The following is a 25,585-nucleotide window of genomic DNA, read 5'->3' on the forward strand; positions in this document are numbered from 1 at the left end:
ACGTTGCCTTACCTCGCATATTCCTTCAACCCCATTCCTTTTCCGGTGTCTGCACGGGTATAAAGGCGCCCGATGACGTCGCGCATGTCGAATTGGCTGAAGCAGGCCGGACTGGTTGCTGCAAGTTTGCTGTTCAGCCTGGTGCTGATCGAGGCGATGCTGCGGCTGCTGGGCTGGTCGTTCCCGCTCTTCGCCCAGCCGGACCGGGACCTCGGCTGGTCGTTTCGGCCCCATGTCAGCGGCTGGTCGACCCACGAGAACACCGCCCATGTGCGGATGAACCGTTACGGTTTTCGGGGCCCGGACTGGCCGGAGCGGCCGGACGGGAAAACGATCCGCATTGCCATGCTCGGCGATTCGTTCCTCGACTCCACGAATTTGAGCGAGGATGAGGCGCTGAACCGCGTCGTCGAAAAGGAAATCGCATCCTGTCCCGCGTTGGCCGGCCGTCGCGTCGAGGTGCTGAATTTCGGTGTCTCCGGCTACGGGACCGGTCAGCAGTTTCTGCAGCTCCAGCAGAAAGTGGCCGGCTTTCAGCCGCAGCTCGTGCTTGTCGGATATTATGCCGGCAACGATGTGATGAACAACAGCCAGGCGCTCAGCGTGGAGGGCCAGAAGACCAAGCCCTATTTCCTCGAAAAGCCGGACGGCGCGCTGCAACTCGACACGAGCTTCCGCGACAGCGAGGCGTTTCGCAACGAGGTACGTTCAGACTGGCAGCGGCGGCTGGTCAATTCGTCCTATCTGTTGCAGGCGCTCAAACAGGTCACGCGCGGCAAGACGATGGTGCCGGCGCCGCTTGAATTCAGCACCGCCGTCGATGGAAAGCTGCGGGGGCGTTACCGTCCGGAAGCGATCGGACTCTACGCACCGCCCGGCGACGAGACCTGGCGCTCGGCCTGGTCCGTGACCGAGAAGACCTTCCTGCAGATGCGTGACTGGTCGCGGCAGCGGCAGCTCGGCTTCGGCCTCGTCATCATTCCCGATCCGGTGCAGGCCCTGCCTGGCCAAGCCGAACGCGACAGCAATGCGAAGGCGATCGGAGCCGCCGACCTCGACTACCCGGTCAGCCGGCTGGCTCAATTCGCGACGCAGAACGGGATGCCGACGCTCAGCCTGCTGGAGCCGTTCCGGGAGCACGGCGACCGCGAGCGTGTTTTTCTTTACGGGTTCCCGCCAAAGCTCGGAAGCGGGCACCTGAACGGTACAGGCAACGCGCTGGGCGGCAAGCTGATTGCCGACTGGGTCTGCAGCCGCTTCCTTGTCCCGGCTCAGTCCAGCTCGAAGGCGCCCTTGTAATCGCGCCTGAGCGACATGTCCTGCTCTTCCTTGACCAGATAGAGATTGCCGACCGCGAGCGCGTCGAGTTCGGTGCCCATGAAGCAGCGGAAGGCATCCTCCGGCGTTGCAACGATCGGCTCCCCGCGCACATTGAAACTTGTGTTGACGAGGACCGGACACCCGGTCACCGCCTTGAATTGCGTCAGCAGTGCGTGAAAGCGCGGATTGGTCTCCTCATGCACGGTCTGCACGCGCGCCGAATAATCGACATGGGTCACAGCCGGGATGTCGGAGCGCGGCACATTGACCTTCTCGATGCCGAACAGCGCCTGCTCCTCTGCGGTCATGCGGCGCTGCCGGCGGGCAACGACGTCGGCGACCAGCAGCATATAGGGGCTGTCGCTGTCGAGGTCGAACCACTCGGCAACATCGCTGCGCAGGACCGCCGGCGCGAAGGGGCGGAACGACTCCCGATATTTCACCTTCAGATTGAGTACCGACTGCATGTCGCTTGATCGGGCATCGGCGATGATGGAGCGGTTGCCGAGCGCGCGCGGGCCGAACTCCATCGCTCCCTGGAACCAGCCGAGCGCCTTGCCCTGCGACAGATCCGCGGCCGCGCGTTCGACCATTGCATGGTCGTCAAGTCGCGTGAACCTCGCCCCGGCCTCGCGCAGGCGCCGCTCGCTGTCGTCGTCGCTGAAGGCGGGGCCGAGATAGGACCCGCTCATGCCGTCGATCCGGTCCCCGATCGCGCGCGGCCTGGCGTGATACATGTGATAGGCGGCGAGCGCCGCCCCGATGGCGCCGCCGGCATCGCCTGCGGCCGGCTGGATCCAGATATTCCTGAAAGCCCCGTCGCGCAGCACCTTGCCATTTGCCACGCAATTGAGCGCGACGCCGCCCGCAAGGCACAGATTGTCGCTGCCGGTCTCCGCGCCGAGTGCGCGCGTCAGCCGTAGCACGACTTCCTCGGTGACCGCCTGGATCGACGCGGCGAGATCCATGTGCCGTTGCGTCAGCAATTCTTCGGGACTGCGCGGCGGCGCGCCGAACAGCCGGTCGAATCTTTCGTTCGTCATTCGCAGGCCGGTGCAATAATCGAAATAGCTCTGATCGAGCCAGAAACTTCCATCCGGCTTCAGGTCGATCAGATGTTCCAGAATCAGGCCGGCGTAACGTGGCTCGCCATAGGGCGCGAGCCCCATGACCTTGTATTCTCCGGAATTCACCTTGAAGCCGGTGTAATAGGTGAAGGCCGAGTACAGAAGGCCGAGCGAATGCGGAAAGTGCAGTTCCTTGCGGATGGTCAGCGTGTTGCCGCGTCCGAAACCGGTAGAGGTTGTCGTCCATTCGCCGACGCCGTCCATCGTCAGCACCGCCGCCTCCTCGAACGGAGAGGGGAAGAAGGCCGAGGCCGCATGGCTTTGATGATGCTCGGTGAACAGCAACCGGTTTTCCCAGTCGAAGTCGGCGGAGAATTTGCGCAACTCGTCGCGCAGCAATTGCTTCTGAAACAGCTTCTCGCGCAGCCACAGCGGAATGGCCATGCGGAAGGAGCGAAATCCGTTCGGCGCGAAAGCCAGATAGGTTTCGAGCAGGCGCTCGAATTTCAGGAACGGCTTGTCGTAGAACACCACCTGGTCGATGCCGTCGAGGTCGGTGCCGGCTGCCTCGAGACAGAAGGCGATCGCGTGATGGGGAAAGCCGGAATCGTGCTTCTTGCGCGTGAAGCGCTCTTCCTGGGCCGCGGCTACGATCCGGCCGTCCTCGACCAGCGCGGCCGCGCTGTCGTGATAGAATGCGGACAATCCGAGAATGCGCATCGGAGGCAATATCTAGAAGATCGTATAGATGAAAGGAGCGACCGCGGATCCTTTGGTGAGGACGATCAGCGCGCCGAAAATCGCCATCATGACGAAGACCGGCAGCAGCCAATACTTCTTGCGCACGCGCAGGAACCGCCAGAACTCACGCAGGAACGAAAGCATGCTCGATCTCTCAGAACTGGTTCCGCATGGTGTCGGGAGCGGGGCCCGGTGGCTCGCGTGATATCCAGTGGCTCTGGGCGGAAGGGTCTCTGCGCGTCCGCAGCGGGTCCTTGCCGGCGGCACGCATGAGCAGGCCGATGGGTGTTACGGTGGCGTAGTACAGCAGCGCCAGCACCAGCGGGCTTACGATCTTCGACAATAACAGGCCGAGGCGAAGCCACAACCGGTTGAGCGGGTTCAGCATGCGGGGCCGTAGCCAGGCCAATGCCGCGAAGACCACGCCAATCGCGATCGACCACCAGCGGATATCCAGATACGAGCGGAAAATGAGCGGGAACAGCCCGACCACCAGAAAGAATGCGGCCATCACCACGCCAAAGGCTCGATCCGACGAACCTTCGATGGTTTCTTCGCGGGAAAAGTTCTCGTGCATGGCGCTTGCGCAGGTGTCCGATTGGAGGGGCTCCAAACGGTGCGTAGGCATGGGACATCGCGTCCGCGGGGTCAACCTCGATATTCTCCGGCCGGAAGATGGCGATGTCCGCACGCCGGGTGTGCCCCGGGACCCCCCGCAAGGCGCCTTCTTGACGGCGGAATTCGGCCCTTGCGGGGCGCGCAGCCGCCGGCATCCGCGGGGCGGTACCCCCCGAAGGACCGCGTCCTCGCCCGGACCGGTCGCAACCTTCTCGCTATGCCGCGATCGTATCGACGGACGGATGGTTCGGACTGCAGGGCGGATCAGATCGCGTGGTGACCGGCTGCCTGGCCGCCATCGACGTGAAGAATTTCCCCGGTCACGAAGCCTGCGGTTTCCAGATACAGCACCGCATCCACGATGTCCGACGTCTCACCCATCCGACCCATGGGATGCAATGCGGCGAGAGCCTGATGGGCCTCGACCGGATGCATCGGTGTCTTGATGATCCCGGGAGAAACTGCGTTCACGCGGATACCTTTCCGTGCGAACTCGGTCGCGAGCGACCTTGTCGCCGCATTCAGGGCGCCCTTGGTGAGCGATGCGAGCACGGACGGCACACTGGTCATGGGCTGGTCGACCAGGCTGGTCGTAATCGTTACGACGTGGCCGCGGCCCTGGCGTTCCATGATCTCGACCGCGCGTTGGGTCATGTGAAAGAAGCCGGTCACGTTGGTTGCTGTGTAGAGCGCGTAATCGTCCCGGGAGTAAGCCGTGAACGGCTTGGCCATGAACATGCCCGCGTTATTGACCAGCGTGTCGACCCGGCCGAAGCGATCCAGGGCTTGCTTGAAGACCGCGTCAGCAGTGTCCGGATCGGCGATATCTCCCTGCACCGTCACGGTATCCGGATCGCCGCCTGGCTGGATGGAGCGCGAGGTCGCGACCACGCGGTAGTTGCGCGCTCGGAGCGCCTTGACGATTGCCGCTCCAATTCCTTGCGACGCTCCCGTTACAACCGCTACTGGGTTTGCTGTGATCATGGTTTGGACCGTTCTGTGGATGACTGACGGAAATGACGATCTGTTGCGGTCGAGGTGTATTCCTTCAGGCTGTGCTGATCGCCGCGAGCGGGTCGTAGTCGGGCGATTTCAGCATGGTGTGGAGCTGGCGGCGGCGAACGCCCATGTTGCCCCCGTCGAAGATCGGAAGCGCGAGCGCGTCCTGCAGAAGCCGTCCAAGCGGAACCTCGCGGTCATAGCTGTCGACGCCGACGACTCGCATCAAATCGGTGATCACGCGAACCGCCGTCTCCGACCCGTAAATCTTGGCCTGGATCGCAAGTTCGTCGGCAGCAGGCGATTGCGTGTCGACCGCATGGCAGGCGCGCCAGCTGAGGTACCGCGCCGCTTCGATCGACGTCTTGGCGTCGGCCAGCGCATATCCTACGGCCTGATGCTCTATGATGGGATGAACGCCGCCGCGCTTTTCGTTTCTGGCGAAGTGCAGCGAAAACTCAAACGCCGCCCGCATCAGCGCGACGCCGAAAATCCCGACCAGCGCCGCGGTCCCGGTGAAACTGGCCGCCGAGAGCGCAAGGCCGCTTCCCGTTTCGCCAAGCAAATTGTCCCGCGGCGCAGAGACATTGTCGAGACGGAATTCCGGGACGAGATGCGTGCGATGACCAATCGTGTCGATTGCGCGCTCGAAAACGATACCGGATGCAGGGCGTTCAACGACGATGATCGAGATCGCCTCCGTGGGCACCGCGAGGGGATCGGTTCGGCACACGACGCACAGGATGTCGGCTCCCTTGCGGTCCCATCCGGTCGCCGACGAAGCCCATTTCTTGCGGCCGTTGATGATCCATTTGTCGCCCGCAAGCCTGCCCGTGGTACGCACACCTTCGCCCGGCGGCGGAGACGCTGCGTTGGCGCTTCCCCCGGGTTCACTGGCACAGAAGCTGGCCAGCGGCGCCCCGCTCGTTTTCAGGAAAGGGCCAAGCAACCGGCCGCATTGCTCCGGTGTGCCACCGAGCAGGATCGGCAGAAAGCCAAGCACGGTTCCGAGCATCGTCAGCGTGACGCTCGCATCCACGCTGTAGAACTCCTCGGCCATGATGGCCATGTCGACCAGGCCGGCGTTCTCGCCACCGGCGGCAGCGGGAACGCATTTGCGCAGGAAGCCGGCCGCCACCATGGCCTCGTAGACCGGCCGGGTCGCGAGGAATCGCTCCTCCGGCGTCGGCAGCGATTCCGCAATGCGCGCGCCGGCAAGCACGTCGCGCGCAAAGTTGCGGGATTCGCGTTGAAGATCACGCTGCCGAGGGGTCAATGCAAAATCAATCGCCATGGACTTATCCGCGCCTGATAGCGGCTTGTCGATGGGCGACGGTTATCGGATCGAAGCGGGCAGGTCTTGGATGCTGACGCCCGATTTCTTGGCTTCCAGCGCACGGGTGAAGCGCATTCTGGCGGCCAACCCCGCCGCGGTCTTGCTGCCTCAGGTCAGCGTCCCGCTTCGTCGGCGCATCGCGACGGCGTCGGACGGGCCCGCACGGCGGAATTCTCGCGGGGATGTGCCATTCAGGCGCTTAAAGAGCCGGTTGAAATGCGAGATATCCCGAAAGCCCGCTGCGAATGCTATCTCGGCGATGGTCCGCTTTGGCTGCACCAGGAGGTCGCGAATGCAGGCGGCGATTCGCCGGTCGTTGACGTGCTCGCCGACGGAACGGCCGGTCGATGCAAACAGCTTGTGGACGTAACGCTCCGAACAATGAAATGTTCGCGCCAATGTAGCGGCGGAGAGATCGCAGTCGTCGCTGTGATGCGCAATATGGTCCAGCATCATCGACATCAAGACGGGCGCATTCAACCGTCTGGCTGGCTCTTCCTCGATCGCGCAGGGCGCATGGCACACGAGATCGACGATGTGCGCACCGCTTGCGGACAGCAGGACTTCGGGCACGTTTGAGGCGAGGCAGAGCTCGGCGTGGCCGGCAAGCGCTCGCGAAAGCGCCCTGCCGACTTCAGTGCCGGCCAACCTCAGCCGTGGCCGCTCGAAGAAGCCGGGTGGCAAAAGTTTTCGGGGAATCGCAAAGCAGAACAATTCAAAGTCCAGACCGTTGGCGATTTCGAAGGGCTCCGTCGTATCCACCACCGCGAGATCCCCTGGGCCGCAGACTTGCTCGTGGCCGCGCTGGGCGTACCGGCCTGTTCCTTTCAGTTGAAGGTTTATGAAACTCAGGTCATCGCTGCTTCGCGCGATATGCGCGGGAAGGCGCAGAACGGTGTGTCTGCTTGCGGTGACCCGGGAAACCGCTACGGGGTCGGCGTCAGCCCTTGCTATCGTTCCCTGGAAGGGCTGATCGGCAATCTTGCGGGGCTCGAGCCGAACGAATGCCGCGGCCAGATCATCAGCCCAGGTGCCAAAGCCTTGATCGACCCGAGATGGTTTTGATGACCATTCCACGACGCTTGCCAACAATCGCTGGACAGCCAGACTACGCCGGATGCTTTGCAGCAGATCACGGAAAATGATCGCCTACAATGTGAAAGAGTAACGCCATAGTCGCTGCGGCTGCAACCCGGAGCTTTGGGTTCTCTCGCCCCAGCCCTCAATATTTGCTTTTCGCGAGTTTCGATGCTGGAAGCCCGTGATTCACGTCCGATTGTGCCCATCACGCACGCAATCGCTGCCGATTCCGGGTGCTTGCCGCTCATCCAACGCCCCGCTATCGTGCGCACGCCTTGAGCCTGCGTGATGCAACTCCTCCGCTCTCCGCTTATTCGCGCAAGCGGGAATCCAGCAAGTCTGGCTCCGGGTCGCCGCCCAAGTCTTAGGCTCGGGCTGCGCGAGGCGCAGACACAGGTGTGGCGACGAGCGGCATAGAGGTGGACGTTAATGCTTGGCTATTGGCTGCACGATGATCTCGATTGAAGGCCTGTCAAAAACCTTCGACACGCAGCGCAACCGGCCTCATCTCGCGATCACCGATATCGACCTGAAGGTGGGGGATGGCGAGTTCGTCTCGATCCTCGGGCCGTCGGGCTGCGGCAAGTCGACTTTGCTCTATATCGTTGGCGGCTTCGTGCCGCCGTCGACCGGCACCATCCTCGTGGACAACAAGCCGGTGGACGGGCCCGGCCCCGATCGGGGACCGGTGTTCCAGGAATTTGCGCTGTTTCCCTGGAAGACGGTGCTGGGTAACGTCATGTACGGGCTGCTCGAGCAGGGCGAGAGCCGCAAGGCGGCCGAAGCGCGTGCGCGCGAACTGCTCGCGATGGTCAATCTCACCCGCTATGCCGATTTCTACCCGAAGGAATTGTCGGGCGGCATGAAGCAGCGGGTCGCGATCTGCCGCACGCTCGCCTACCGCCCGAAAATCCTGCTGATGGATGAGCCATTCGGTGCGCTCGACGCCCATACCCGCGTGCGCCTGCAGAACGAACTGCTCGACATCTGGGAACGCGACCGCAAGACCGTGATGTTCGTCACCCACAGCGTGGACGAGGCGGTGTTCCTGTCCGACCGGGTGATGGTGATGACGCGCTCGCCCGGCCGCATCAAGGAGATCATCCCGATCGATCTGCCGCGACCGCGGCACCGGGCGGAGCTTCTGGTCAACCGCAAGTATCAGGAATACGTGGTCGGCATCGAGAAGATGATGGAGAATCCGGCGGACGAGGCGGCGCACGCATGAAGAACCTCACCGCCATCCCCGGCGTTCCGCCGCTGATCGCGTGCTTCGCGCTGTTGGTGGCATGGGAGATCGGCGCGCGCCTGATCGCGCTGGAATCGCTGCCGACGGCCTGGGAAACGCTGCGCGATCTTCCGGCAATCCTGACCGATCCGCGCTCGCTCTACGACATTCTGTCGTCGGTCCGCCGCATGGTGATCGGGTTCGCGCTCGCTTTCGTGTTCGCGGTTCCGATCGGGCTGATGATGGGTCGCAGCAAGAAGGTCGCGGCGTTCTTCAATCCGCTGTTCATGATGATCTATCCGGTGCCGAAAGCGGCGCTGATGCCGATCATCATGCTGTGGCTCGGCATCGGGGAAGCGTCGAAGACGCTGGTGATCTTCCTCGGCGTGTCGCTGCCGCTGATCTATCACACCTATCAGGGCGCCAGGGCGGTCGGCGAAAAGCTGCTCTGGTCCGGCGCCGCCATGGGCATGTCGGCGCGCGAGCGGCTGTTCCGGATCGTGCTGCCGGCGGCGTTGCCGGAAATCATGGTCGGCTGCCGCACCGGCCTCGTGCTGGCGCTGATCACCATGGTCACCAGCGAGATGATCGTGCGCCAGGCCGGCATCGGCAACCTTCTCTTCAACTCGCTCGACCTCGCACAATACCACACCGTCTACGCCACGATCGTGATCGTGGGCGTGCTTGGCTTCGTGCTCGACCTGCTGTTCGAACGGTTTCGCAACGTTATGGTTGGATGGGCCGATCCGGTGCATCAGATCGCGGTCGGCTCGGCATGAGCGCGCGCGGCCGTCTCTCCGAGATTGCGATCGGGCTGATCCCGATCCTGCTGCTGCTGCTGCTGTGGCAATATCTGACCGCGTTCAACTTTGCCCCGCCAACCCTGCTGCCGCCGCCCGGCGCGGTGTTCGGGCGCTTCATCCAGCTGCTTGGAGACCCGACCTTCCTCGGCCACGCCGCGACCACGCTGTACAGGTTGTTCTGGGGCTTCGGCCTTGCCGTGATCGTCGGCGTTGGCCTCGGGATCGCCGCTGCGGGCAGTCCCACGATTGGGGCGCTCCTGCGCCCCCTCATCCGGGTGCTGGCGCCAGTGCCGAAAATCGCGCTCTATCCAGCCTTCATCCTGACGCTCGGCTTCGACCATTCGTCCAAGATTGCACTGGTTTTCGCCGACGCGCTGTTCCCGATCCTGCTCGCAACCTATCAGGGCGCGATCTCGGTCGAGCCGAAGCTGGTCTGGTCGGCGAGAGCCATGGGGGTGAGCCGGCTGAAGACCCTGTTCACCGTGGTGCTGACGGCCGCACTCCCCTCGATCCTGACCGGCTGCCGGATCAGCCTTGTCATTTCCTGCATCGTGGTCTTTCTGTCGGAAATGATATCCTCGACCGACGGGCTCGGGCAGCTCCTGGTCCGGGCCGCGCGCAATTTCCAGACGGTGGACATGTTCGTGCCCATCATCGCGATTTCGGCGCTCGGCCTGATCCTGAATGGCGCGTTCAACGCGCTGCGGGCCTGGCTCCTGGTCGGATTTCCGGAGGAAAACTGATGCTGGCGGACCGGATCGAAGGCAAGTGGATCGACGCCTTCTGCGAGCTGTTTGAAAAATGCGCGGTCAAGACGGGCGACACCGCTGCCATCCTGTCCGAAACCCAGTCGCGCCAGCTCAATGTGCAGCTTGCCGAATTGGCTCTGCTGCGCCTGGGCGCAAAGCCGTTCCATGTGGTGGTGCCGACCCCGCGCAACCAATATATCGTCCCGATCCGCTCGACAGGCGCGAGCCTGGCGATCGGCAAGCTTGCGCCGGTGGTCTCAGCGCTGCAGCAGGCCGGATTCGTGGTCGACTGCACGCTGGAAGGTCTGATGCACGCACCGGAGACGCCGGACATCCTGAAGGCCGGCGCCCGCATCATGGTGATCTCCAACGAGCATCCGGAAGCGCTGGAACGCATGCGTCCCGATCCTGCGCTCGAAACGCAGGTCCGCAACGCCGCGCGCATGCTGCGCGGCTCCAAGCGCATGAAGGTGACATCCGAAGCCGGCACCGATCTCGACGTCAACATGGAGGGCGCGCAGACCGTCGGCATCTGGGGCTGGACCGAGAAGCCCGGCACGCTCGCGCATTGGCCCGGTGGCATCGTGGTCTCTTTCCCGAAAGCCAACTCGGTGAATGGCCGGCTGGTGCTGGACCGCGGCGACATCAACCTCACCTTCAAGCGCTACATGGCCGATCCGATCCGCCTCGACTTCAAGGACGACTACATCACCGACATCATCGGCGAGGGCACCGACGCCGAGATGTTTCGCAAATATCTCGCCGCCTGGGGCGACCGCGAAGCCTATGCGGTGTCGCATGTCGGATGGGGCATGAATCCCGGCGCGCGCTATGAGGCGCTGGCGATGTACGGCCAGCGCGACACCAACGGCACCGAAATCCGCGCGGTGCCCGGCAACTTCCTGTTCTCGACCGGCGCCAACGAATTCGCCGGCCGCTACACCGCGGGGCATTTCGATCTGCCGGTGATGAAGACCACCATCACGCTGGACAACACGGTGGTGGTGAAGAACGGCGTGCTGCAGGATGTATTCGGGTGACTTTCCCTCCCCCCGCGAAGCGGTGGGGAGGGTGGCGAGCGTAGCGAGCCGGGTGGGGGGCTGCTCTCAAAAATCCCCCCACCCCGATCGCCTTCGCTCCACTCAGTCGATCGACCCTCCCCACCGCTTCGCGGGGGAGGGTAAAGATCACACCACCGGCGGCTTCACCAGATCGAAATGCCGCAGCATCGCCACGAACGCCTTCAGCCTGTCGGCGCGATAGGCGTCGACATCCATGCCCTCGTAATCGAGGAAGCCGCGCTGCGTCTTCAATCCGATATGTCCGGCTTCCATGTTGCGCGCGACGATGTCGGGTGAGGCATAGCGGTCGTTGTCGAGCGCCTTGGTCAGATACCGGCTCGCATAATAGAGAATATCGCCGCCGCCCCAGTCGATGAATTCCAGCATGCCGAGCACGGCGAAGCGGAAGCCGAAGCCGTACTTGATCGCCTTGTCGAGGTCTTCCGGCGATGCGACGCCTTCCTCGACCATGCGCGCAGCCTCGTTCATCGCCAGCGACTGGATGCGCGGCACGATGTAGCCCGGACGCGCCGCGCAGATCACCGGCACCTTGCCGATGCCTTCGAGCAGCGCCTTCAGCTTTGCGGTGACCGCCCGATCGGTGTGCTTGCCGGGCGACATTTCGACCAGCGGTACGAGGAACGCCGGGTTCAGCCAATGCGCGTTGAGGAAGCGTTCGGGATGTTCGACGGCGCTCGAAATGTCGTCGACCAGAATGGTCGATGTGGTCGAGGCGATGATCGGTGAGGGGCCGGCAAGTTGCGAGGCCCGCGCCAGCGCCTCGCGCTTGAGGTCGAGCACTTCCGGGACGCCCTCGAAGATCACCGCGGCTGAGGAGAAGGCGGCCTGCGCGCCGCTCTCCGGCACGATGCTGACGCGCGACAGGATCGCATCCACCTTCGCCGGATCGAACATGCCGAAGGCCGCGAGCGAGGTCAGCACGCCGCGGATTTCGCCAAGCGCCTCGGCTTCGAGCTTCTCGAAGTCCTCCGCGCTGCGCGCCTTGAAGTCGACCACCTTCACCGGATGCCCAGCATAGGCGAACACGACGGCAATGCCGCGTCCCATGCGGCCGGCACCAAGACAGGCGATGGTGTCGCGGTTTGTCATGATCGCTTACCCCGAAATTGGTCTCGTGTCCCGGGCGCAGCGCAGCGTGAAACGGTGCGCTGCAGAACCGGGACCCATAATGCCTTTCGAATGGGTCCCGGCTCAGCGACGCACCATTCCGCTCCGCTCCATGCTGCGTCGCGTCCGGGACGCGAGAGACGTTCTTGCCGACGGGACTTCATCCCCCAAACCCATCCCGCAGCAGCTTCTGCAATCCCGCCTTGTCATATCGTCCAAGCCCCATGCCCTTCAGCGTCCGCCCCGTTACCACGAAATCCTCGCCCACCACGGCGCCGCCGATCGCAAGAAACGCGCGCGCCAGCGGCGTCGGCACGCCGGCGAGTTCGCCGACCGACGTCAGGAATGACAGACCCATGCGGGTGTCTTCCAGCATGTAGCGGTGCCGGGTCAGGACGATGTGCTCCCGCCAGTCGCCGGAATCGGTCAGCTTGTCGTGCGAGCCGCGGCCATACATCCACTCGTCGCCTTCCTTGGCGTAGTGGTCGGCCAGCGGGAAATGCGGGGCCGAATAACCCAGCGCCTCGCGCACGGCGATCCGTTCGGCGTCGAGCGCGTCGGTCACGCGGCGGATCGAGGGCTGCGTGCCTTCCTTGTGAATGTCCCACCTCTCGAAATGCTCGAGCGGCCCGGCATTCATGGTGATCAGCGGCGGATGGATGATGCCGCCGGCATTCATCAGCGCGCCGGACAGCGCATCCCCGCAATCCTCGATCACGCCGGGGAACGCTTCGCCGATAACCTTCAGCGCATGATCTTTCAGCGTCAGCGGAAACACGCCGGTCGGCAGCCGCTTGGCGCGCACCGTCACCGCGGCCTCGAACGGGCCGTGCTTGCGGGTGAGCCAGGGCAAGGTACCGGTCTCGGCGAAGGCGACCTTCGCCTTGTTGCCCGCTGCCTGCATCGCCTGAGCGAACAACATCGAGCCAAAGGTGCCGGGCGGCAGGAACACCACCTGTCCGTCTTTCAGATGCGGCGCCAGTGTCTTGGCGATGTCGGCTTGTGCATGCGCGGGCGCGGGGCAGACGATCAGTTCGGCGTCGCGAACGGCTTCGGCGATGTCGTTGGTGACGAGCGACAGCTTCGCCACCCGCTGGCCGGAATAATCCTTGATCAGAATGGCCGATCCGGCAGCGCGATGCGCTTCGACCGCAGGCACGTCACGCCGCCACAGCCGCGTGTCGTGTCCGGCGAGCGCGAAATCTCCCGCCGCCGCGAACGATCCGTTGCCGCCACCCAGAACTGCGATGCGCATCGATCAAGTCTCCAAGTCTCGTGTCCCGGGCGCAGCGCAGCGTGAAACGGTGCGCTGCAGAACCGGGACCAATTTGTTCTTCGGTATATGGGTCCCGGCTCAGCGGTGCATCATTTCGCTTTGCTTCATGCTGCACCGCGTCCGGGACACGAGATCACTCCCGCTCCCGCAGCATGAAGTGCTGCACCTTGCCGAGCGCGGTGCGTGGCAGGCTTTCAACAAAGACGATCTCGCGGGGAATCTTGAAGCGCGCCAAATGTTGCCCGACAAAAGTCTTCACCTCCTCCGCGCCGATCGTCATGTCCTTGCGACAGACGAGATACGCGACCGGTACCTCCTGCCATTTCGGATCGGGCCGGCCGATCACGGCCGCCTCGGCGATGCAGGGATGGTCGTGCAGCACCCGCTCCACCTCCGCCGGATAGATGTTCTCGCCGCCCGAGATGATCATGTTCTTCTTGCGGTCCTGAATATAGAAATAGCCGTCGGCGTCGCGGGTGCCGATATCGCCGGTGTGATACCAGCCGTCGCGCAGAGCCTCCGCCGTTGCATCCGCATTGCCCCAGTATTCGTAGAGCACGTTCGGCCCGCGGATGACCACTTCACCGCTGGTGCCGTGCGGCACTTCGCGGCCGTCGTCGTCCACGACCTTGGCTTCGCAATAGAGGCCGGGCAGCCCGGTCGAGGTCATGCGGGAGAGATCGCCGCCGACACGGGTATAGACGGCGGTCGGGCCGGTTTCGGTCGAGCCATAAATCTGGATCACCGGAATACCACGCTCATTGAACGCCTTGATCAGCGGCACCGGAATCTGGCTCGAACCGGTGGCGACCGCCCGAATCCCCGAGAGGTCGGTGCTGTCCCAGAGCGGATGCTGGCTCAGCGCCTGCATCACCGCCGGCACCATCACGATCAGGCTCGGCTTGTCGGTCGCAATCGCCTGCAGCGCGGTGTCCGGCGCGAAGCGCGGCTGGATCGTGACGGTCGCGCCGAGTTGCAGGGCCGGCGTGGTCTGGATGTTGAGGCCGCCGACATGGAACATCGGCAGGAAGGTCAGGATGTGATCGTCCGAGCGCATGTCATGCGCGTGGTGGCTCATCAGCGCGTTCCAGACCAGCGCCTCCTGGCGCAGCACCGCGCCTTTGGGGCGCCCGGTGGTGCCGGAGGTGTAGACCAGCAGCAGCGGATTGGAGGTGTCGGTGTGCGGATTGCGCCCGTCGCCCGAGCCTGCCGCGAGCAGATCGCCGAACGATGGTGCGCCCGCGGGCGTGTAGTCGAGGCCGACCACCTTGATGTCGGGAAGCTGTTGCGCAAGCTGCGTGACCACGGCGGAGAATTCCTTGTCCACCACCAGCACCTTCGCGCCGCTGTCGGTCAGGATGTAGAGCTGCTCGGCAACCGCCAGCCGCCAGTTCAGCGTCACCAGCATCGCGCCGAGCCTGGCGCAGGCGTAAAGCGTGACGAGATAATCGGAATGGTTGGCGGCGAGAATCGCAACGCGGTCGCCACGTCCGACGCCGAGTTCGGATTTCAGCGCACGTGCGGTGTCGGCGATGCGGGCATGAAACGCGGCATAGCTGAGCGTCCGGTCGCCGAAGCGGATCGCGGTCTTGTCCGGGGTGAAGTCGGCGTTGCGGGCAATGAGGTCGGAGAGGTCCATGGAGTTATTTCTAGACCGGCCGCGAACCCAAGCCTCGTGTCCCGGGCGCAGCGCGGCACGAAGTGATGCGCTGCAGAAGCGGGACCCATAGTGCAGAGAAGTAGAATTGAGTGGGTCCCGGATCAGCGGCGCACAACTTCGCGTTGCTTCGTTTTGCGCCGCGTCCGGGACACGAGAGATGTTTATTCATCCTTCTCGCCAGGCTCATACAGCGTCTCCTTGCCGAGCCGGTCCATGCAGATTTCCGCCGTCCAGGGCAGCATCAGCGACCCGCAGCGGCTGTCGCGATAGATGCGCTCCAACGGCAGGCTCTTCAGCATTGCCTGTCCGCCGCAGGTGCGGATCGCCTTGACCGCAAGCGCATTGGCATTCTCCATCACGGTGTGCTGGGCGGCATAAGCTCGCAGGATCGAATCTTTCGACGGATTCGCACGAGCCTCGCTGATCGCCTGGAACCAGAGCGCCTTGGTCTGTTCCAGCATCAGCTTCATTTCGGCGACCGCGAGCTGCTTGGTCGGGAACATGCGCCGCTTTACTGGCGGCATGCCGGGCACTTCGCCACGAAGATACGCCACGGTGAAGTCGTAGGCCGCCTGTGCGAGCCCCATATAGGTGGGCGAAAGCGTCAGGAACATGTGCGGATAGCGAAGCACCGCCTGATAATAGACGCCGGGCGGCATCAGCGCCGCGTCCTCCGGCACGAACACATCCTTGAAGATCAGCGTGCGCGAGACCGTACCCCGCATGCCGAGCGGGTCCCAGTCGCCGGTCACGGAGACTCCCGGCGCATTGGCGGGAATGCCGAGATAGAGCGTGTTGCGCCGCATGGCTTCCTCGCCCTCGGCGCGGCGGGTACACAGCGCCCCGTAATAGTCGGCCGAGCCGGAAAGCGAGGCAAAGATCTTCTTGCCGTTGACGATGTAGCCGCCGTCGACCGGTCTTGCTTCGGTGCCGAAGGCGACGGCGCCCGCCGCCGCGGCGCCGCCTTCGGAGAAGGGCTGCGCATAGACGGCGCCGTCATCGATGATGCGCTTGTAGTGAACGGCACGCCGCTGAAGGTGGGTTTTGCGCACGTCGGCCGGAATTTCCATGTCATCCGAGAGCGGGCCAGACCACAGCGTGGAGCAGACATGCATGTTCCAGGACAAGGTGGTCGCGCCGCAATAGCGTCCCATCTCGGCGGCGGCGAGGCTGTAGGTCATGTAGTCGGCGCCGATGCCGCCATCCGATTTCGGGATGCAGATCGCGAGCAGACCCTCGGGATGCATGTCGCGGAAGTTCTCGATCGGGAAGGTGGCGTCGCGATCGTGTTGCGCCGCGCGCGGCGCCAGATATTTCTTGCCGAAGCGCCGGCATTTCGCGATCAGTTCGGCCTGGAAATCGTTCAGCCTGAACGCGTCGGGCGCGAAGATCGGGGCGTCGGTATCGACCTTGTCGATGTCGATTTTGTTCATCCGGCGGCACTCCGTGTGGTTGGTTCGCTGGCATCGAGGTCGCGCAGAAAGCCGAGGACCGCCGCGTCGAAGGCGGCCGGGTCTTCCAGATTGGGGAGATGGCCGAGGCCGGGCAGGAGGGTGAACTTGGCGCCGGGAATTTTCGCGGCCATGCGCTCCATCATGGGCGCGGGAGCATTGGTGTCGAACTCGCCCACCAGACACATCGTCGGCACTCTTATATTGCCGAGGTTGGCGCGTTCTTCGAAGGTTACAATCGCCTCCACGCAGGCCTGATAGGTCGCGGCCGGCGCCGACGCCATGGAGGCGATCGCTATCTGCTTCCCTTCCGGATTTGCGTTCGGGCCTATGATTTCATTGATCATTCCGGCCGCGAGCTCGGCCATGGTCCTGCCGGATCGCAGCGGGGCCAGGCGATCGGCGACGAATTTTTTCTGGAAATCCCCGTCCGGTTTGCCGAACGCAGGACTGGTGCCTACGAGCACAACCGCCTGATATCCATCGGGTTTTCGCCGCAGCATGGTCTGCGCGATCATGCCGCCAAGGGAATGGCCGATGAGCACCGGCCGCACCATTCCGGCGGCCGCGATCTGCGCCTCGACGTCCTCGGAAAACTCTTCGAAATCAATGCGTTCGATCGCCGGACGACCGCCATAGCCGGGCAGGTCCAAAGCCAGCGGAATATATCCGGCCGCACGGAAACTCTCGGCCTGCCATTGCCAGGCTCGCGCTGATCCGCCGACGCCGTGGATGAAAACGACGCCTTTTGTCGGTGATGGCAGGTCGTTGTCTGGCATTCGCTCGTCAGAGTGTCTGGGATGGTCGGCGTTCTTCGCCGCTATCGTAGGGAACAGCGCCCGCCGGTCAAACAATTTTATATCTAAAATATTCTGCCGACCTCCATTGTCCCGTTTGTCCCGCAGCGATTTTCTCCCGTGGTAGGACAATCTGCCCATGTGGCGGCCGCGATGATGAGTCATGACTCGCGGCCCATACTGTACTCAGGGGTGAGCTCATGGCGAACGCTGCCACCTGGCGAATGAAAGCGGCTCTGGTTCTGGCCCTGGCTCCGGTTGTCGCAACGCTCCCGACAAGTCCTGTGCTTTCCGATGCCGCGTATCCGAGCCGTGCGATCAAGGTGATCGTCCCGATCCCGCCCGGCGCGGCCGCGGACATCCTGCCGCGGATCGTTTCAGAGAAGCTTGCCGCCCTGTGGCGCCACGCGGTCGTGATCGAGAACCGCCCGGGAGCGAACAGCAATCTCGGCGCGGAGGCCGCAGCACAGGCGGCGCCCGACGGATACACCTTGCTCGCGACACCGCCGCCGCCGCTTATGGTCAATCAAAAGCTCTTTGCGAAGGTCGGTTTCGATCCGCAAGCATTCGTGCCGGTCACCATTCTGGCTACGATTACCAATGTGCTGGTTGCGGCACCGAATCTGCCATTTTCCACGCTGCCGGAAATGATTGCCTATGCGCGAGCCCATCCCGGCGCGTTGCGATATGCATCCGCCGGGGTCGGAAGCTCGCCTCATCTCGCGATGGAGTGGCTCGCTGACCGCGCAGGCGTGCGCATGACGCATGTTCCCTATAACGGTCTCGCGCGGGCTCTCTCAGATGTGGCCGCGGGCCATGTCGACATGATGTTCAACAATACCTTCAACGTGCTGCCGCTGCTCAAGGACGGCAAGCTCAAGGCACTGGGCGTCACCAGCGCGGAACGGTTTTCTGAATTGCCGGACCTTCCGGCGATTGCGGAGCAATATCCCGGCTTCGTGGTGACGGCCTGGTTCGCGGTCGTGGCTCCGCCCGGGACGCCGGCACCGATCGCGGAAAAGCTTTCCGGTACCATCTCCGATATCTTGCGCGAGCCTGACGTGTCGCAGCGCTTCCGCAAATTTCTGGCGGAGCCAGTCGGCGGCAATCCGGGTGAGACAGCTGCCTTCCTCGAGCGCGAGCGCGAGCGATGGGCCCGGATGCTCGAAGCCGCCGCGCTCGAAGCGCGCTGAAACGCCACGGGCGCCGATCATGAACGGGCGCCGCGCGGTTGTGATCGGTGGATCGCTTGGAGGCTTGTTCGCTGCCAACCTTCTTCGCGCAAGCGGCTGGAGCGTCACCGTCTATGAGCGATCGGTTGCCGACCTTTCAAGTCGCGGTGCAGGACTTGGAACGCATGATTCGCTCTTTGCTGTCTTGCGGCGTATCGGCATTCTCGTGGATGATGGGATCGGTATTCGCATCAGGTCACGTTTGTGTCTGAATCCGGACGGTACGGTTCATTGTGAGGTGCCGATAGCATCGGTCGCGACCGCCTGGGATTGCGTCTATCGCGCGCTGCGGTCGGCGCTGCCTGCGCCCCAATACAAGGGCGGCATGGCTCTCGATCGGGTGAAGCAGGAACAGGACGTCGCTCGCGCCGTTTTTTCGAACGGAGCACAGGTCGAGGCCGATCTCCTGATCGCAGCCGATGGCATTCACTCGACTGTACGACAACAATTCATTCCGGACGCCAAAGCGCGCTATGCCGGCTATGTCGCGTGGCGTGGCGCCGTCGATGCTGCAGACGTCCCACCCGAGTGGCATCGATTGACTTCCGAGCACATGAACTTCTGCTTTCCCGAGGGCGAACTCGCATTGTCGGTGCCGATGCCTGCATCGGCTTCCGGCGGTGCCGGCCGGGTGCAGATCACATGGTTCAGGCCGGCCGACCTCGAGATTGGATTGCGCGAATGGTGCATCGACGACGCGGGAGCGGGTCGCCGGATGTCGATCGCTCCGGGACATGTGCGTCCGGCGGTCATTGATGAATTGAAGCAACGTGCGGAGATTCTGGCTCCGCAAATGGCTGCCCTGTTCAGGGCGCTCCAGAATCCCGTTCTCCAGCCAATTTTCGATTTCGAGGCGTCGCGGCTGGTGTTCGGACGCGTGGTCTTGCTTGGCGATGCGGCTTTTGTCGCCCGTCCGCATGTCGGCACCGGGGTGACCAAGGCAGCGCTGGATGCAGCGCTTCTTGCCGATAACCTGCTCGCTTGCGGTTCCGATCTGAACACTGCGCTGAAAAGCTACGAGGCCGAGCGTCTTGGATATGGCCGGCGGCTCGTCGCACGTGGGCGAGAGCTTGGCGCCTATCTCGAAGCGCAACTGAAACCGCGTGACGAAAGGAGGCAGGGCGAACTCTATCGTTCGCCAGCGCTTGTCATGCGTCAGTTCGGTGCCGCGGGCGAGGCGCAGGCTTGACAAGGCGTATTGCTGTCTGAAGGCGTATTGCTGTCTCGCGCTCCCTCGTCTTCATTGCGCCGCCGCGATATACTCATGTGCGGAGGGCGCAATGCCGTCACCGCACCAGCATATTCGCTTTTGTCGTAGCGCCGACGGAACGCGCATCGCCTATGCCAGCTTCGGCGAAGGGCCGCCGCTGCTTTGGGTGGGGCATTTCGCCCGGCATCTCGAACTGGACTGGCACAACCCGGTCTGGTCGGCCTGGCTGTCCTGGCTAGGCCGCCGGCACAGCGTTTTCCGTTACGATTTGCGAGGTTGCGGGTTGTCCGACCGCGACGTGCCGGACATCTCGCTGGAACGACTGGCGGAGGATTTCGAAGCGGTGGTGGATGCCGCGGGTCTTGGCCGCTTCATCTTTTTCGGGACAGCCGGAAACGTCGCTCCGGCGGTCAGGTATGCCGGCCGATATCCGGACCGGATAGAGCGCCTTGTTTTGTGGGGATGCCATACCCGCGGGCGGTTGTGCCGGTCACGATCGCCGGACGAGGATCGGGAAGCAGAAGCGCGCCTCGAAGCTTTCCAGCTCGGCTGGACGACCCGGAGCAGCGCGTTCGCCGGTTTTTTCGCCGCGATGCATGCGCCCGACGCGCCGCCCGAATATAATCGCTCGTTGAGCGAATTGTTGCGCGCCACAACGTCGCCCCAGGTCGCCGTCGGAATCATCCGGTCTTACTGGCGTCTCGACCTTCGGGCTGCCTTGCAGCTTGTTCAGTGCCCGACCCTGATCCTGCATGCCAACGGAGATCCCATCGTCCCTTTCGAGGAAGGGAGACTGGCTGCGAGCCTCGTGCCCGGCGCACGCTTCGTGCCGATCGACAGCGGCAATCACATTCTGGTGGATCCCGAACCGGGATGGCGTCCGTTTACATCCGCGGTCGACGAATTCCTGCCGGCATCGCTGCCGCCCGCGGCGGCACTTGGCAGTCTGACGCAGCGGGAACGTCAGGTGCTGGATGCGATTGCGCGAGGTCAGGGCAATCAGGAGATCGCCGGTGAACTCGGAATCACGGCGAAGACGGTCCGAAACCATGTTTCAACGATCTTCGACAAACTCCAGGTCGGAAGTCGCGCCCAGGCCGTCATCATGGCCCGCGACCACGGTCTCGGCCGTCGGGGCGATCGCTGAGCGGTCGAAAGCTGCACAGATCTGCCGGAACCATGGACGCCTTGCAGCGTTTTCATGCCACGTGGTCAGGTGGTGCAATCGCGGCGCGGAATTCGCGCGCAGGAGAATTCGCAATGCCAATGCTGCTTTGGTTTCCGGTTATCGTGATGGCGGGCATCTATGAGTCGATGTCTGACGACATGATGAGGTGGCAGCGCGCATGTACGCAAGTCAATCCGCGCAACGACGCTTGACGGCGTCTTTGAGCTGGCTGCGGACGCCGCTCAATCGTCAGCGAGGGGCCTGGCGTTCGTGCCGGGCCCTTTCTCTTTCCTGAGGCGCGCTCCTGATTCTTTGCCTGGTGCCAACGGCGATCGAGAGGCAGTCAGCTCGCGCTCTTGTTCCGCGCCGCCATCTCGCGGCCGAGCGCCTCGAAGACCTTTGCGACGATCGAAGGAGCATCGAGCCCGGCTTTCGCATACATGGCCGCCGGTGTGTCGTGATCGATGAACACATCGGGCAATACCATCGTGCGGACTTTCAGCCCGTTCTCCAGCGCACCATTCTCTGCAAGAGCCTGAAGGACATAGGAGCCGAAACCGCCAATCGCTCCTTCTTCGATGGTGACCAGCACCTCGTGTTCGCGCGCGAGCCTGAGCACCAGATCGGTGTCCAGCGGCTTGGCGAAGCGCGCATCTGCAACCGTGGTCGAGAGGCCATACCCGGCGAGTTCGTCCGCCGCTTTCAGGCATTCCGACAGACGGGTTCCGAAAGACAAAAGCGCAACCTTGGTACCCTCGCGGACAATCCGGCCCTTTCCGAGTTCGAGCGCGATGCCACGATCCGGCAGCGCAACGCCGGTGCCTTCGCCGCGCGGGTAACGCAAGGCCGAGGGCCGGTCGTCGATCGCTGACGCCGTCGCAACCATGTGAACCAGTTCCGCTTCATCCGCCGCGGCCATGATCACGAAGCCCGGCAGGCAGCCCAGATAGGCGACATCGAAGGAGCCGGCATGGGTGGGCCCGTCGGCGCCGACGAGGCCCGCGCGATCGATCATGAAGCGCACCGGCAGTGACTGGATCGCGATATCATGCACGACCTGATCGTAGGCGCGCTGCAGGAATGTCGAGTAGATCGCGGCGAACGGCTTGAGCCCCTCGGTCGCGAGCGCACCGGCGAAAGTCACCGCGTGCTGCTCGGCGATACCGACATCGAAGAAGCGATCCGGAAACTTGTTCGCGAACAGGTCGAGGCCGGTGCCGGATGGCATAGCGGCCGTGATCGCCACGATCCTGTCGTCGCGCTGCGCCTCGGCCACCAGCGCATCTCCGAAAACCTTGGTATAGGCCGGCGCCGCGGCCTTCGACTTCGACTGTGCGCCCGTTGCGACGTCGAACTTCGTAACGCCGTGGTACTTGTCTGCCGACACTTCGGCGGGACCATAGCCCTTGCCCTTCTGCGTCACGACGTGGACGAGGATCGGACCGCTTTCGGCATCCCGGACATTCTTCAGCACCGGCAGCAGATGGTCGAGATTGTGTCCGTCGATCGGGCCCACATAATAGAAGCCCAGTTCTTCGAACATCGTGCCCCCGGTCACCATTCCGCGGGCGTATTCTTCCGCGCGCAGGGCGCGCTCCTCGAAAAATTTCGGCAGCCGGTGCGCAAGCTGCTTTCCGATCTCGCGCAAGCCTCGATAGGTCTTGCCTGACAGCAGGCGGGCCAGATAGGCCGACATGGCGCCGACCGGCGGGGCGATGGACATGTCGTTGTCGTTGAGGATCACGATCAGGCGCGAATTCATCGCGCCCGCATTGTTCATCGCCTCATAGGCCATACCGGCCGACATCGCGCCGTCGCCGATCACCGCGATCACGTTGCGCGATTCCTTCTTCAGATCGCGCGCCACCGCCATGCCGAGGCCGGCCGAAATCGAGGTCGAGGAATGCGCGGCACCGAACGGATCGTAGTCGCTTTCGGCGCGCTTGGTGAAGCCGGATAGGCCGCCGCCCTGGCGCAGCGTGCGGATGCGGTCGCGGCGGCCGGTGATGATCTTGTGCGGATAGGCCTGATGGCCGACATCCCAGATCAGCCGATCGTTGGGCGTGTCAAAGACATAATGCAGGGCGACGGTGAGTTCGACCACGCCAAGCCCGGCACCCAGATGGCCGCCGGTGACGGCAACCGCATTGATCATGTCCTTGCGGAGTTCCGCGGCGAACTGAGGCAGGTCGGATTCCGGCAGGGTCCGCAGATCGGAGGGAATATGGACCCGGTCGAGGAGGGGCGTTTTGGAAGCCTGGGACACCGAATTTCCCTGATTTCTGGACGGGTATCTTATCTAATGACTTTTGCGACAATGGCTATAGCGGCTGCTGGCAGCCGGGGCAATTTGCCGGCTGAAGCCTTTGCCAGCGGCCGCATCCGACGCCGTCCGATGACGGCACGTCGTCGCCGGTACCGGGCATCCGCGGTGCCATCGCCGGTGGTATCGGGCCTCGGGAACCCGCTGAGCCGGCACATCGTCTGCTCTTGCAGACCAGACGACAGTATGTGATCGACACATTCTTTGGCATCATCGGCCCATGGTTCACAGCGGGTTTCGCGGCGCCCTTTCCACGGTCTATTCGCGGTCGCTCATGATCGTCGGACTGGTATTGCTCCCGATGCTGCTCGCGATCGGGGCGCTGGGCTGGCTTTATTCCGACGCGGAAAGACGGGTGATCGAGGCGCGGCGGCTGGACGTCGCGACGAACGCGGCGTTCCTCATCGACCGGCTGATTGCCGAACGGATCGCCGCTCTGAAGACAGTTGCCGCTTCCATCGAGAGCCTTTCATTCGAGTCCGCGGAGGCGCTCCGGATGGCAACGGCGGTCGGTGCGCATTTCAACGAAGCCGTCATTTTGCACGACAGCAGCGGCAAGCACATCCTGTCGACGCGTGCCCCGGATGGATCGCCCGATTCGGCGCCCGCTGATGTGACTCCGGTCGCCGTCGATCGCCCCCAGGTCTCCAACGTCGTCACGGGGGCGATCACGAAAGCTCCGCTGGCCCTGGTCACCGTGCCCTTGCCAGGCAAGCCCGCGACCCATGCGTTGTCGATGAGCGTTTCGCCCGACCTGCTGAGTTCCACCCTGAAGCAGGCAGGATTGCCCGCCGAATGGATCGCCGCCATCATCGATCGCAATGGCATATTCGTTGCCCGAAGCCATAGCCCGCAATTCCATATCGGAAAGCCGGGACGGCCGGAACTGATCGAGGCGGCACGCAGTGGCGCGCGCACCGGCAGCTTTTCAAACGTCACCCACGAAGGCGTGCCGGTCGAGAGTTCGTTCCAGCGATCCGATCTGTCGGGCTGGACGGCCGTGGTTGCGGTTCCCGAGCACCTGATGAATGCCGCGTCGGGCCGCAGCCGGTTGATCGTGCTGGCGGCATTGGTCGCCGCTGTTTCGCTGGCATTGCTGCTGGCTGCGATCGCCGGGCGAAGCACCATATCCGCGGTACAGGCCCTGCAACGCAATGCGCTTGCGCTAGGGAAGGGTGAGCCGCTGCGCTGGGAACCGCATTCGATTTCCGAATTCAACGATGTCGGAAGGACCCTGATCGAAGCCGAGAGCATGATCAGGGAGCGCGACCAGGCGGTGGCGGAACTGCATCGCACATCCAACCTTCTGCATTCGATCATCAATCTCACGCCCGACCTCGTCTACGTCAAGGATGCCGACAGCAAGACAATTCTTACCAATCCTGCAACGCTGCGGCTTTACGGCAAGACGCTTGACGACGTGAAAGGCCGCGGTGCGATCGAATGGCATCCAAACAGTGACGAGGTCGAGCGGATCGTCGAGAACGACCGGATTGTGATGGAGCGCGGCGAATCCATGCAATTCGAGGAGCCCTTCACCGGCGTTCATGGCCGGCGGGTGTTCCTTTCCACCAAGACGCCGTTGCGTGATCCGTCCGGGAAGGTCATCGGCATCGTCGGCGTCTCAACCGACGTGACGGATCTCGAGAAACGAGCGCAGCATCTGGAATTTGTCATGCGGGAGCTCTCGCACCGGTCGAAGAATCTTCTGACCGTGATCCAGTCGATCGCGCGACAGACCGCGAAGCAGACCGAGGATTTTGGCGAGTTCCAGCGGGCTTTCGACAGCCGCTTGCACTCGCTCGCCGCGCTTCATGACCTGCTGATCCAGCACGATTGGGAAGGTGCTTCGGTTGCGGAGGTCGTGCAATCCCAGATTGCGCCGTTTGCCAGTCGGAACCGGGTGGATGCCGAGGGTGTCGATGTCCTGCTGAAGCCCGACGTTGCGCAGGTCTTTGCGATGGCGTTTCACGAACTGGCGACGAACGCGACCAAATATGGCGCGCTCTCGCAGGAAAGCGGTTGCGTGATCATCCGATGGCGGGTCACGGACGGGGGAAAATTTCAGATCGAATGGAGGGAGCAGGGCGGACCGGCGGTAACCCCGCCGCAACGGGAGGGGTTTGGCTCCACCGTGCTCAAGCGGATCGCCTCGCATGTGCCGCAGGCCAGCATCGAGTATTCGTTTGGGGAATCCGGGGTGGTATGGAAACTCGAGGCGCCATACTCGCTGATCAATGCAATCGCCTGATGGTTGTTCGGGTCGGGACGCGGTATCGCCGACGGCCATTGACCCGATCTTGTGCGGCCGTTGCAATAAAAGTAGGCGAGGGCGCTC

21 protein-coding genes are annotated in these 25,585 nt (G+C 63.4%); 9 read left to right on the forward strand and 12 right to left on the reverse strand.

From position 1 onward, the window contains the following. Nucleotides 1-84: 84 nt before the first annotated feature. Nucleotides 85-1,299, forward strand: coding sequence for an SGNH/GDSL hydrolase family protein (locus AB7F49_RS02985; protein ID WP_428520158.1), 1,215 nt, complete (start codon nucleotides 85-87; stop codon nucleotides 1,297-1,299). Here AB7F49_RS02985 and AB7F49_RS02990 read toward each other — a convergent pair. The 6 genes from AB7F49_RS02990 to AB7F49_RS03015 all read right to left on the reverse strand — a co-directional run bounded on the left by AB7F49_RS02990 (nucleotide 1,272) and on the right by AB7F49_RS03015 (nucleotide 7,158). Beyond that, nucleotides 1,272-3,107, reverse strand: a complete 1,836-nt coding sequence (locus AB7F49_RS02990) for a carbamoyltransferase family protein (RefSeq protein ID WP_428520160.1) — start codon at nucleotides 3,105-3,107, stop codon at nucleotides 1,272-1,274. The genes AB7F49_RS02985 and AB7F49_RS02990 overlap by 28 nt on opposite strands. A gap of 12 nt (nucleotides 3,108-3,119) precedes the next feature. Further along, nucleotides 3,120-3,272, reverse strand: a complete 153-nt coding sequence (locus AB7F49_RS02995) for a DUF5989 family protein (RefSeq protein ID WP_428520162.1) — start codon at nucleotides 3,270-3,272, stop codon at nucleotides 3,120-3,122. A 10-nt stretch (nucleotides 3,273-3,282) separates the two neighbouring features. Continuing rightward, nucleotides 3,283-3,705: an SxtJ family membrane protein gene (locus AB7F49_RS03000; RefSeq protein WP_428520164.1), complete on the reverse strand. Its 423-nt coding sequence runs from the start codon at nucleotides 3,703-3,705 to the stop codon at nucleotides 3,283-3,285. Nucleotides 3,706-4,010: 305 nt separating this feature from the next. After that, a complete protein-coding gene (locus AB7F49_RS03005) occupies nucleotides 4,011-4,730 on the reverse strand; it encodes an SDR family NAD(P)-dependent oxidoreductase (RefSeq protein WP_428520166.1) in 720 nt (239 codons plus the stop codon). A gap of 64 nt (nucleotides 4,731-4,794) precedes the next feature. After that, on the reverse strand, nucleotides 4,795-6,039 hold the full coding sequence (locus AB7F49_RS03010; protein WP_428520168.1) for an acyl-CoA dehydrogenase family protein: 1,245 nt from the start codon (nucleotides 6,037-6,039) through the stop codon (nucleotides 4,795-4,797). 150 nt (nucleotides 6,040-6,189) lie between these two features. Next, complete coding sequence (locus AB7F49_RS03015) at nucleotides 6,190-7,158, reverse strand: helix-turn-helix domain-containing protein (protein WP_428520170.1); 969 nt, start codon at nucleotides 7,156-7,158, stop codon at nucleotides 6,190-6,192. Between the two features lie 454 nt (nucleotides 7,159-7,612). Between AB7F49_RS03015 and AB7F49_RS03020 the strand changes: the two genes are divergently transcribed. Genes AB7F49_RS03020 through AB7F49_RS03035 form a run of 4 tightly spaced genes read left to right on the forward strand, consistent with a single transcriptional unit; the run spans nucleotide 7,613 to nucleotide 10,981 of the window. Then, nucleotides 7,613-8,389 (forward strand): ABC transporter ATP-binding protein, encoded by a 777-nt coding sequence (locus tag AB7F49_RS03020; protein ID WP_428520172.1) that lies wholly within the window; start codon nucleotides 7,613-7,615, stop codon nucleotides 8,387-8,389. Beyond that, nucleotides 8,386-9,168: an ABC transporter permease gene (locus tag AB7F49_RS03025; protein ID WP_428520174.1), complete on the forward strand. Its 783-nt coding sequence runs from the start codon at nucleotides 8,386-8,388 to the stop codon at nucleotides 9,166-9,168. The genes AB7F49_RS03020 and AB7F49_RS03025 overlap by 4 nt, the downstream gene beginning before the upstream one ends. After that, nucleotides 9,165-9,935, forward strand: a complete 771-nt coding sequence (locus AB7F49_RS03030) for an ABC transporter permease (RefSeq protein ID WP_428520176.1) — start codon at nucleotides 9,165-9,167, stop codon at nucleotides 9,933-9,935. The genes AB7F49_RS03025 and AB7F49_RS03030 overlap by 4 nt, the downstream gene beginning before the upstream one ends. After that, nucleotides 9,935-10,981 (forward strand): peptidase M29, encoded by a 1,047-nt coding sequence (locus tag AB7F49_RS03035; RefSeq protein ID WP_428520178.1) that lies wholly within the window; start codon nucleotides 9,935-9,937, stop codon nucleotides 10,979-10,981. Before AB7F49_RS03030 ends, AB7F49_RS03035 begins: the two co-directional genes overlap by 1 nt. 147 nt (nucleotides 10,982-11,128) lie before the next feature. Here AB7F49_RS03035 and AB7F49_RS03040 read toward each other — a convergent pair whose 3' ends face one another. The 5 genes from AB7F49_RS03040 to AB7F49_RS03060 form a co-directional block, all read right to left on the reverse strand. Next, the gene (locus AB7F49_RS03040; protein WP_428520180.1) at nucleotides 11,129-12,112 is read right to left on the reverse strand and encodes a 3-hydroxybutyryl-CoA dehydrogenase; all 984 of its coding nucleotides are present in this window, start codon (nucleotides 12,110-12,112) and stop codon (nucleotides 11,129-11,131) included. A 178-nt stretch (nucleotides 12,113-12,290) separates the two neighbouring features. Continuing rightward, complete coding sequence (locus tag AB7F49_RS03045) at nucleotides 12,291-13,385, reverse strand: NAD/NADP octopine/nopaline dehydrogenase family protein (RefSeq protein ID WP_428520182.1); 1,095 nt, start codon at nucleotides 13,383-13,385, stop codon at nucleotides 12,291-12,293. A 154-nt stretch (nucleotides 13,386-13,539) separates the two neighbouring features. Continuing rightward, nucleotides 13,540-15,045, reverse strand: a complete 1,506-nt coding sequence (locus AB7F49_RS03050; protein ID WP_428520184.1) for a long-chain-fatty-acid--CoA ligase — start codon at nucleotides 15,043-15,045, stop codon at nucleotides 13,540-13,542. 182 nt (nucleotides 15,046-15,227) lie between these two features. Then, on the reverse strand, nucleotides 15,228-16,499 hold the full coding sequence (locus tag AB7F49_RS03055) for an acyl-CoA dehydrogenase family protein (protein WP_428520186.1): 1,272 nt from the start codon (nucleotides 16,497-16,499) through the stop codon (nucleotides 15,228-15,230). Further along, complete coding sequence (locus tag AB7F49_RS03060; protein ID WP_428520188.1) at nucleotides 16,496-17,296, reverse strand: alpha/beta fold hydrolase; 801 nt, start codon at nucleotides 17,294-17,296, stop codon at nucleotides 16,496-16,498. The genes AB7F49_RS03055 and AB7F49_RS03060 overlap by 4 nt, the downstream gene beginning before the upstream one ends. A 218-nt stretch (nucleotides 17,297-17,514) precedes the next feature. Between AB7F49_RS03060 and AB7F49_RS03065 the strand changes: the two genes are divergently transcribed. From AB7F49_RS03065 to AB7F49_RS03075, 3 genes are all read left to right on the forward strand, one after another. Further along, on the forward strand, nucleotides 17,515-18,507 hold the full coding sequence (locus tag AB7F49_RS03065; protein ID WP_428520190.1) for a Bug family tripartite tricarboxylate transporter substrate binding protein: 993 nt from the start codon (nucleotides 17,515-17,517) through the stop codon (nucleotides 18,505-18,507). A gap of 19 nt (nucleotides 18,508-18,526) precedes the next feature. Beyond that, the gene (locus tag AB7F49_RS03070; protein ID WP_428520192.1) at nucleotides 18,527-19,735 is read left to right on the forward strand and encodes an FAD-dependent monooxygenase; all 1,209 of its coding nucleotides are present in this window, start codon (nucleotides 18,527-18,529) and stop codon (nucleotides 19,733-19,735) included. A 91-nt stretch (nucleotides 19,736-19,826) separates the two neighbouring features. Further along, nucleotides 19,827-20,903 carry an alpha/beta fold hydrolase gene (locus tag AB7F49_RS03075; RefSeq protein WP_428520194.1) on the forward strand — a complete coding sequence of 359 codons (1,077 nt, stop codon included), beginning with the start codon at nucleotides 19,827-19,829 and terminating at the stop codon, nucleotides 20,901-20,903. A 364-nt stretch (nucleotides 20,904-21,267) separates the two neighbouring features. Here AB7F49_RS03075 and dxs read toward each other — a convergent pair whose 3' ends face one another. Continuing rightward, a complete protein-coding gene (gene dxs / locus AB7F49_RS03080; RefSeq protein WP_428520196.1) occupies nucleotides 21,268-23,190 on the reverse strand; it encodes a 1-deoxy-D-xylulose-5-phosphate synthase in 1,923 nt (640 codons plus the stop codon). Between the two features lie 277 nt (nucleotides 23,191-23,467). Between dxs and AB7F49_RS03085 the strand changes: the two genes are divergently transcribed. Continuing rightward, the gene (locus AB7F49_RS03085) at nucleotides 23,468-25,498 is read left to right on the forward strand and encodes a sensor histidine kinase (RefSeq protein ID WP_428520198.1); all 2,031 of its coding nucleotides are present in this window, start codon (nucleotides 23,468-23,470) and stop codon (nucleotides 25,496-25,498) included. Nucleotides 25,499-25,585: the final 87 nt, after the last annotated feature.

Source organism: Pseudorhodoplanes sp., from assembly GCF_050250235.1.
In the GTDB taxonomy this organism is placed as follows: domain Bacteria; phylum Pseudomonadota; class Alphaproteobacteria; order Rhizobiales; family Xanthobacteraceae; genus Pseudorhodoplanes.

Bases quoted from the DNA above. Each gene is read 5' to 3' on its own strand.
- AB7F49_RS02985 (WP_428520158.1), top strand. From the start codon at position 85: ATGTCGAATTGGCTGAAGCAGGCCGGACTGGTTGCTGCAAGTTTGCTG.
- AB7F49_RS02990 (WP_428520160.1), bottom strand. From the start codon at position 3,107: ATGCGCATTCTCGGATTGTCCGCATTCTATCACGACAGCGCGGCCGCG.
- AB7F49_RS02995 (WP_428520162.1), bottom strand. From the start codon at position 3,272: ATGCTTTCGTTCCTGCGTGAGTTCTGGCGGTTCCTGCGCGTGCGCAAG.
- AB7F49_RS03000 (WP_428520164.1), bottom strand. From the start codon at position 3,705: ATGCACGAGAACTTTTCCCGCGAAGAAACCATCGAAGGTTCGTCGGAT.
- AB7F49_RS03005 (WP_428520166.1), bottom strand. From the start codon at position 4,730: ATGATCACAGCAAACCCAGTAGCGGTTGTAACGGGAGCGTCGCAAGGA.
- AB7F49_RS03010 (WP_428520168.1), bottom strand. From the start codon at position 6,039: ATGGCGATTGATTTTGCATTGACCCCTCGGCAGCGTGATCTTCAACGC.
- AB7F49_RS03020 (WP_428520172.1), top strand. From the start codon at position 7,613: ATGATCTCGATTGAAGGCCTGTCAAAAACCTTCGACACGCAGCGCAAC.
- AB7F49_RS03025 (WP_428520174.1), top strand. From the start codon at position 8,386: ATGAAGAACCTCACCGCCATCCCCGGCGTTCCGCCGCTGATCGCGTGC.
- AB7F49_RS03030 (WP_428520176.1), top strand. From the start codon at position 9,165: ATGAGCGCGCGCGGCCGTCTCTCCGAGATTGCGATCGGGCTGATCCCG.
- AB7F49_RS03035 (WP_428520178.1), top strand. From the start codon at position 9,935: ATGCTGGCGGACCGGATCGAAGGCAAGTGGATCGACGCCTTCTGCGAG.
- AB7F49_RS03040 (WP_428520180.1), bottom strand. From the start codon at position 12,112: ATGACAAACCGCGACACCATCGCCTGTCTTGGTGCCGGCCGCATGGGA.
- AB7F49_RS03045 (WP_428520182.1), bottom strand. From the start codon at position 13,385: ATGCGCATCGCAGTTCTGGGTGGCGGCAACGGATCGTTCGCGGCGGCG.
- AB7F49_RS03050 (WP_428520184.1), bottom strand. From the start codon at position 15,045: ATGGACCTCTCCGACCTCATTGCCCGCAACGCCGACTTCACCCCGGAC.
- AB7F49_RS03055 (WP_428520186.1), bottom strand. From the start codon at position 16,499: ATGAACAAAATCGACATCGACAAGGTCGATACCGACGCCCCGATCTTC.
- AB7F49_RS03060 (WP_428520188.1), bottom strand. From the start codon at position 17,296: ATGCCAGACAACGACCTGCCATCACCGACAAAAGGCGTCGTTTTCATC.
- AB7F49_RS03065 (WP_428520190.1), top strand. From the start codon at position 17,515: ATGGCGAACGCTGCCACCTGGCGAATGAAAGCGGCTCTGGTTCTGGCC.
- AB7F49_RS03070 (WP_428520192.1), top strand. From the start codon at position 18,527: ATGAACGGGCGCCGCGCGGTTGTGATCGGTGGATCGCTTGGAGGCTTG.
- AB7F49_RS03075 (WP_428520194.1), top strand. From the start codon at position 19,827: ATGCCGTCACCGCACCAGCATATTCGCTTTTGTCGTAGCGCCGACGGA.
- AB7F49_RS03085 (WP_428520198.1), top strand. From the start codon at position 23,468: ATGGTTCACAGCGGGTTTCGCGGCGCCCTTTCCACGGTCTATTCGCGG.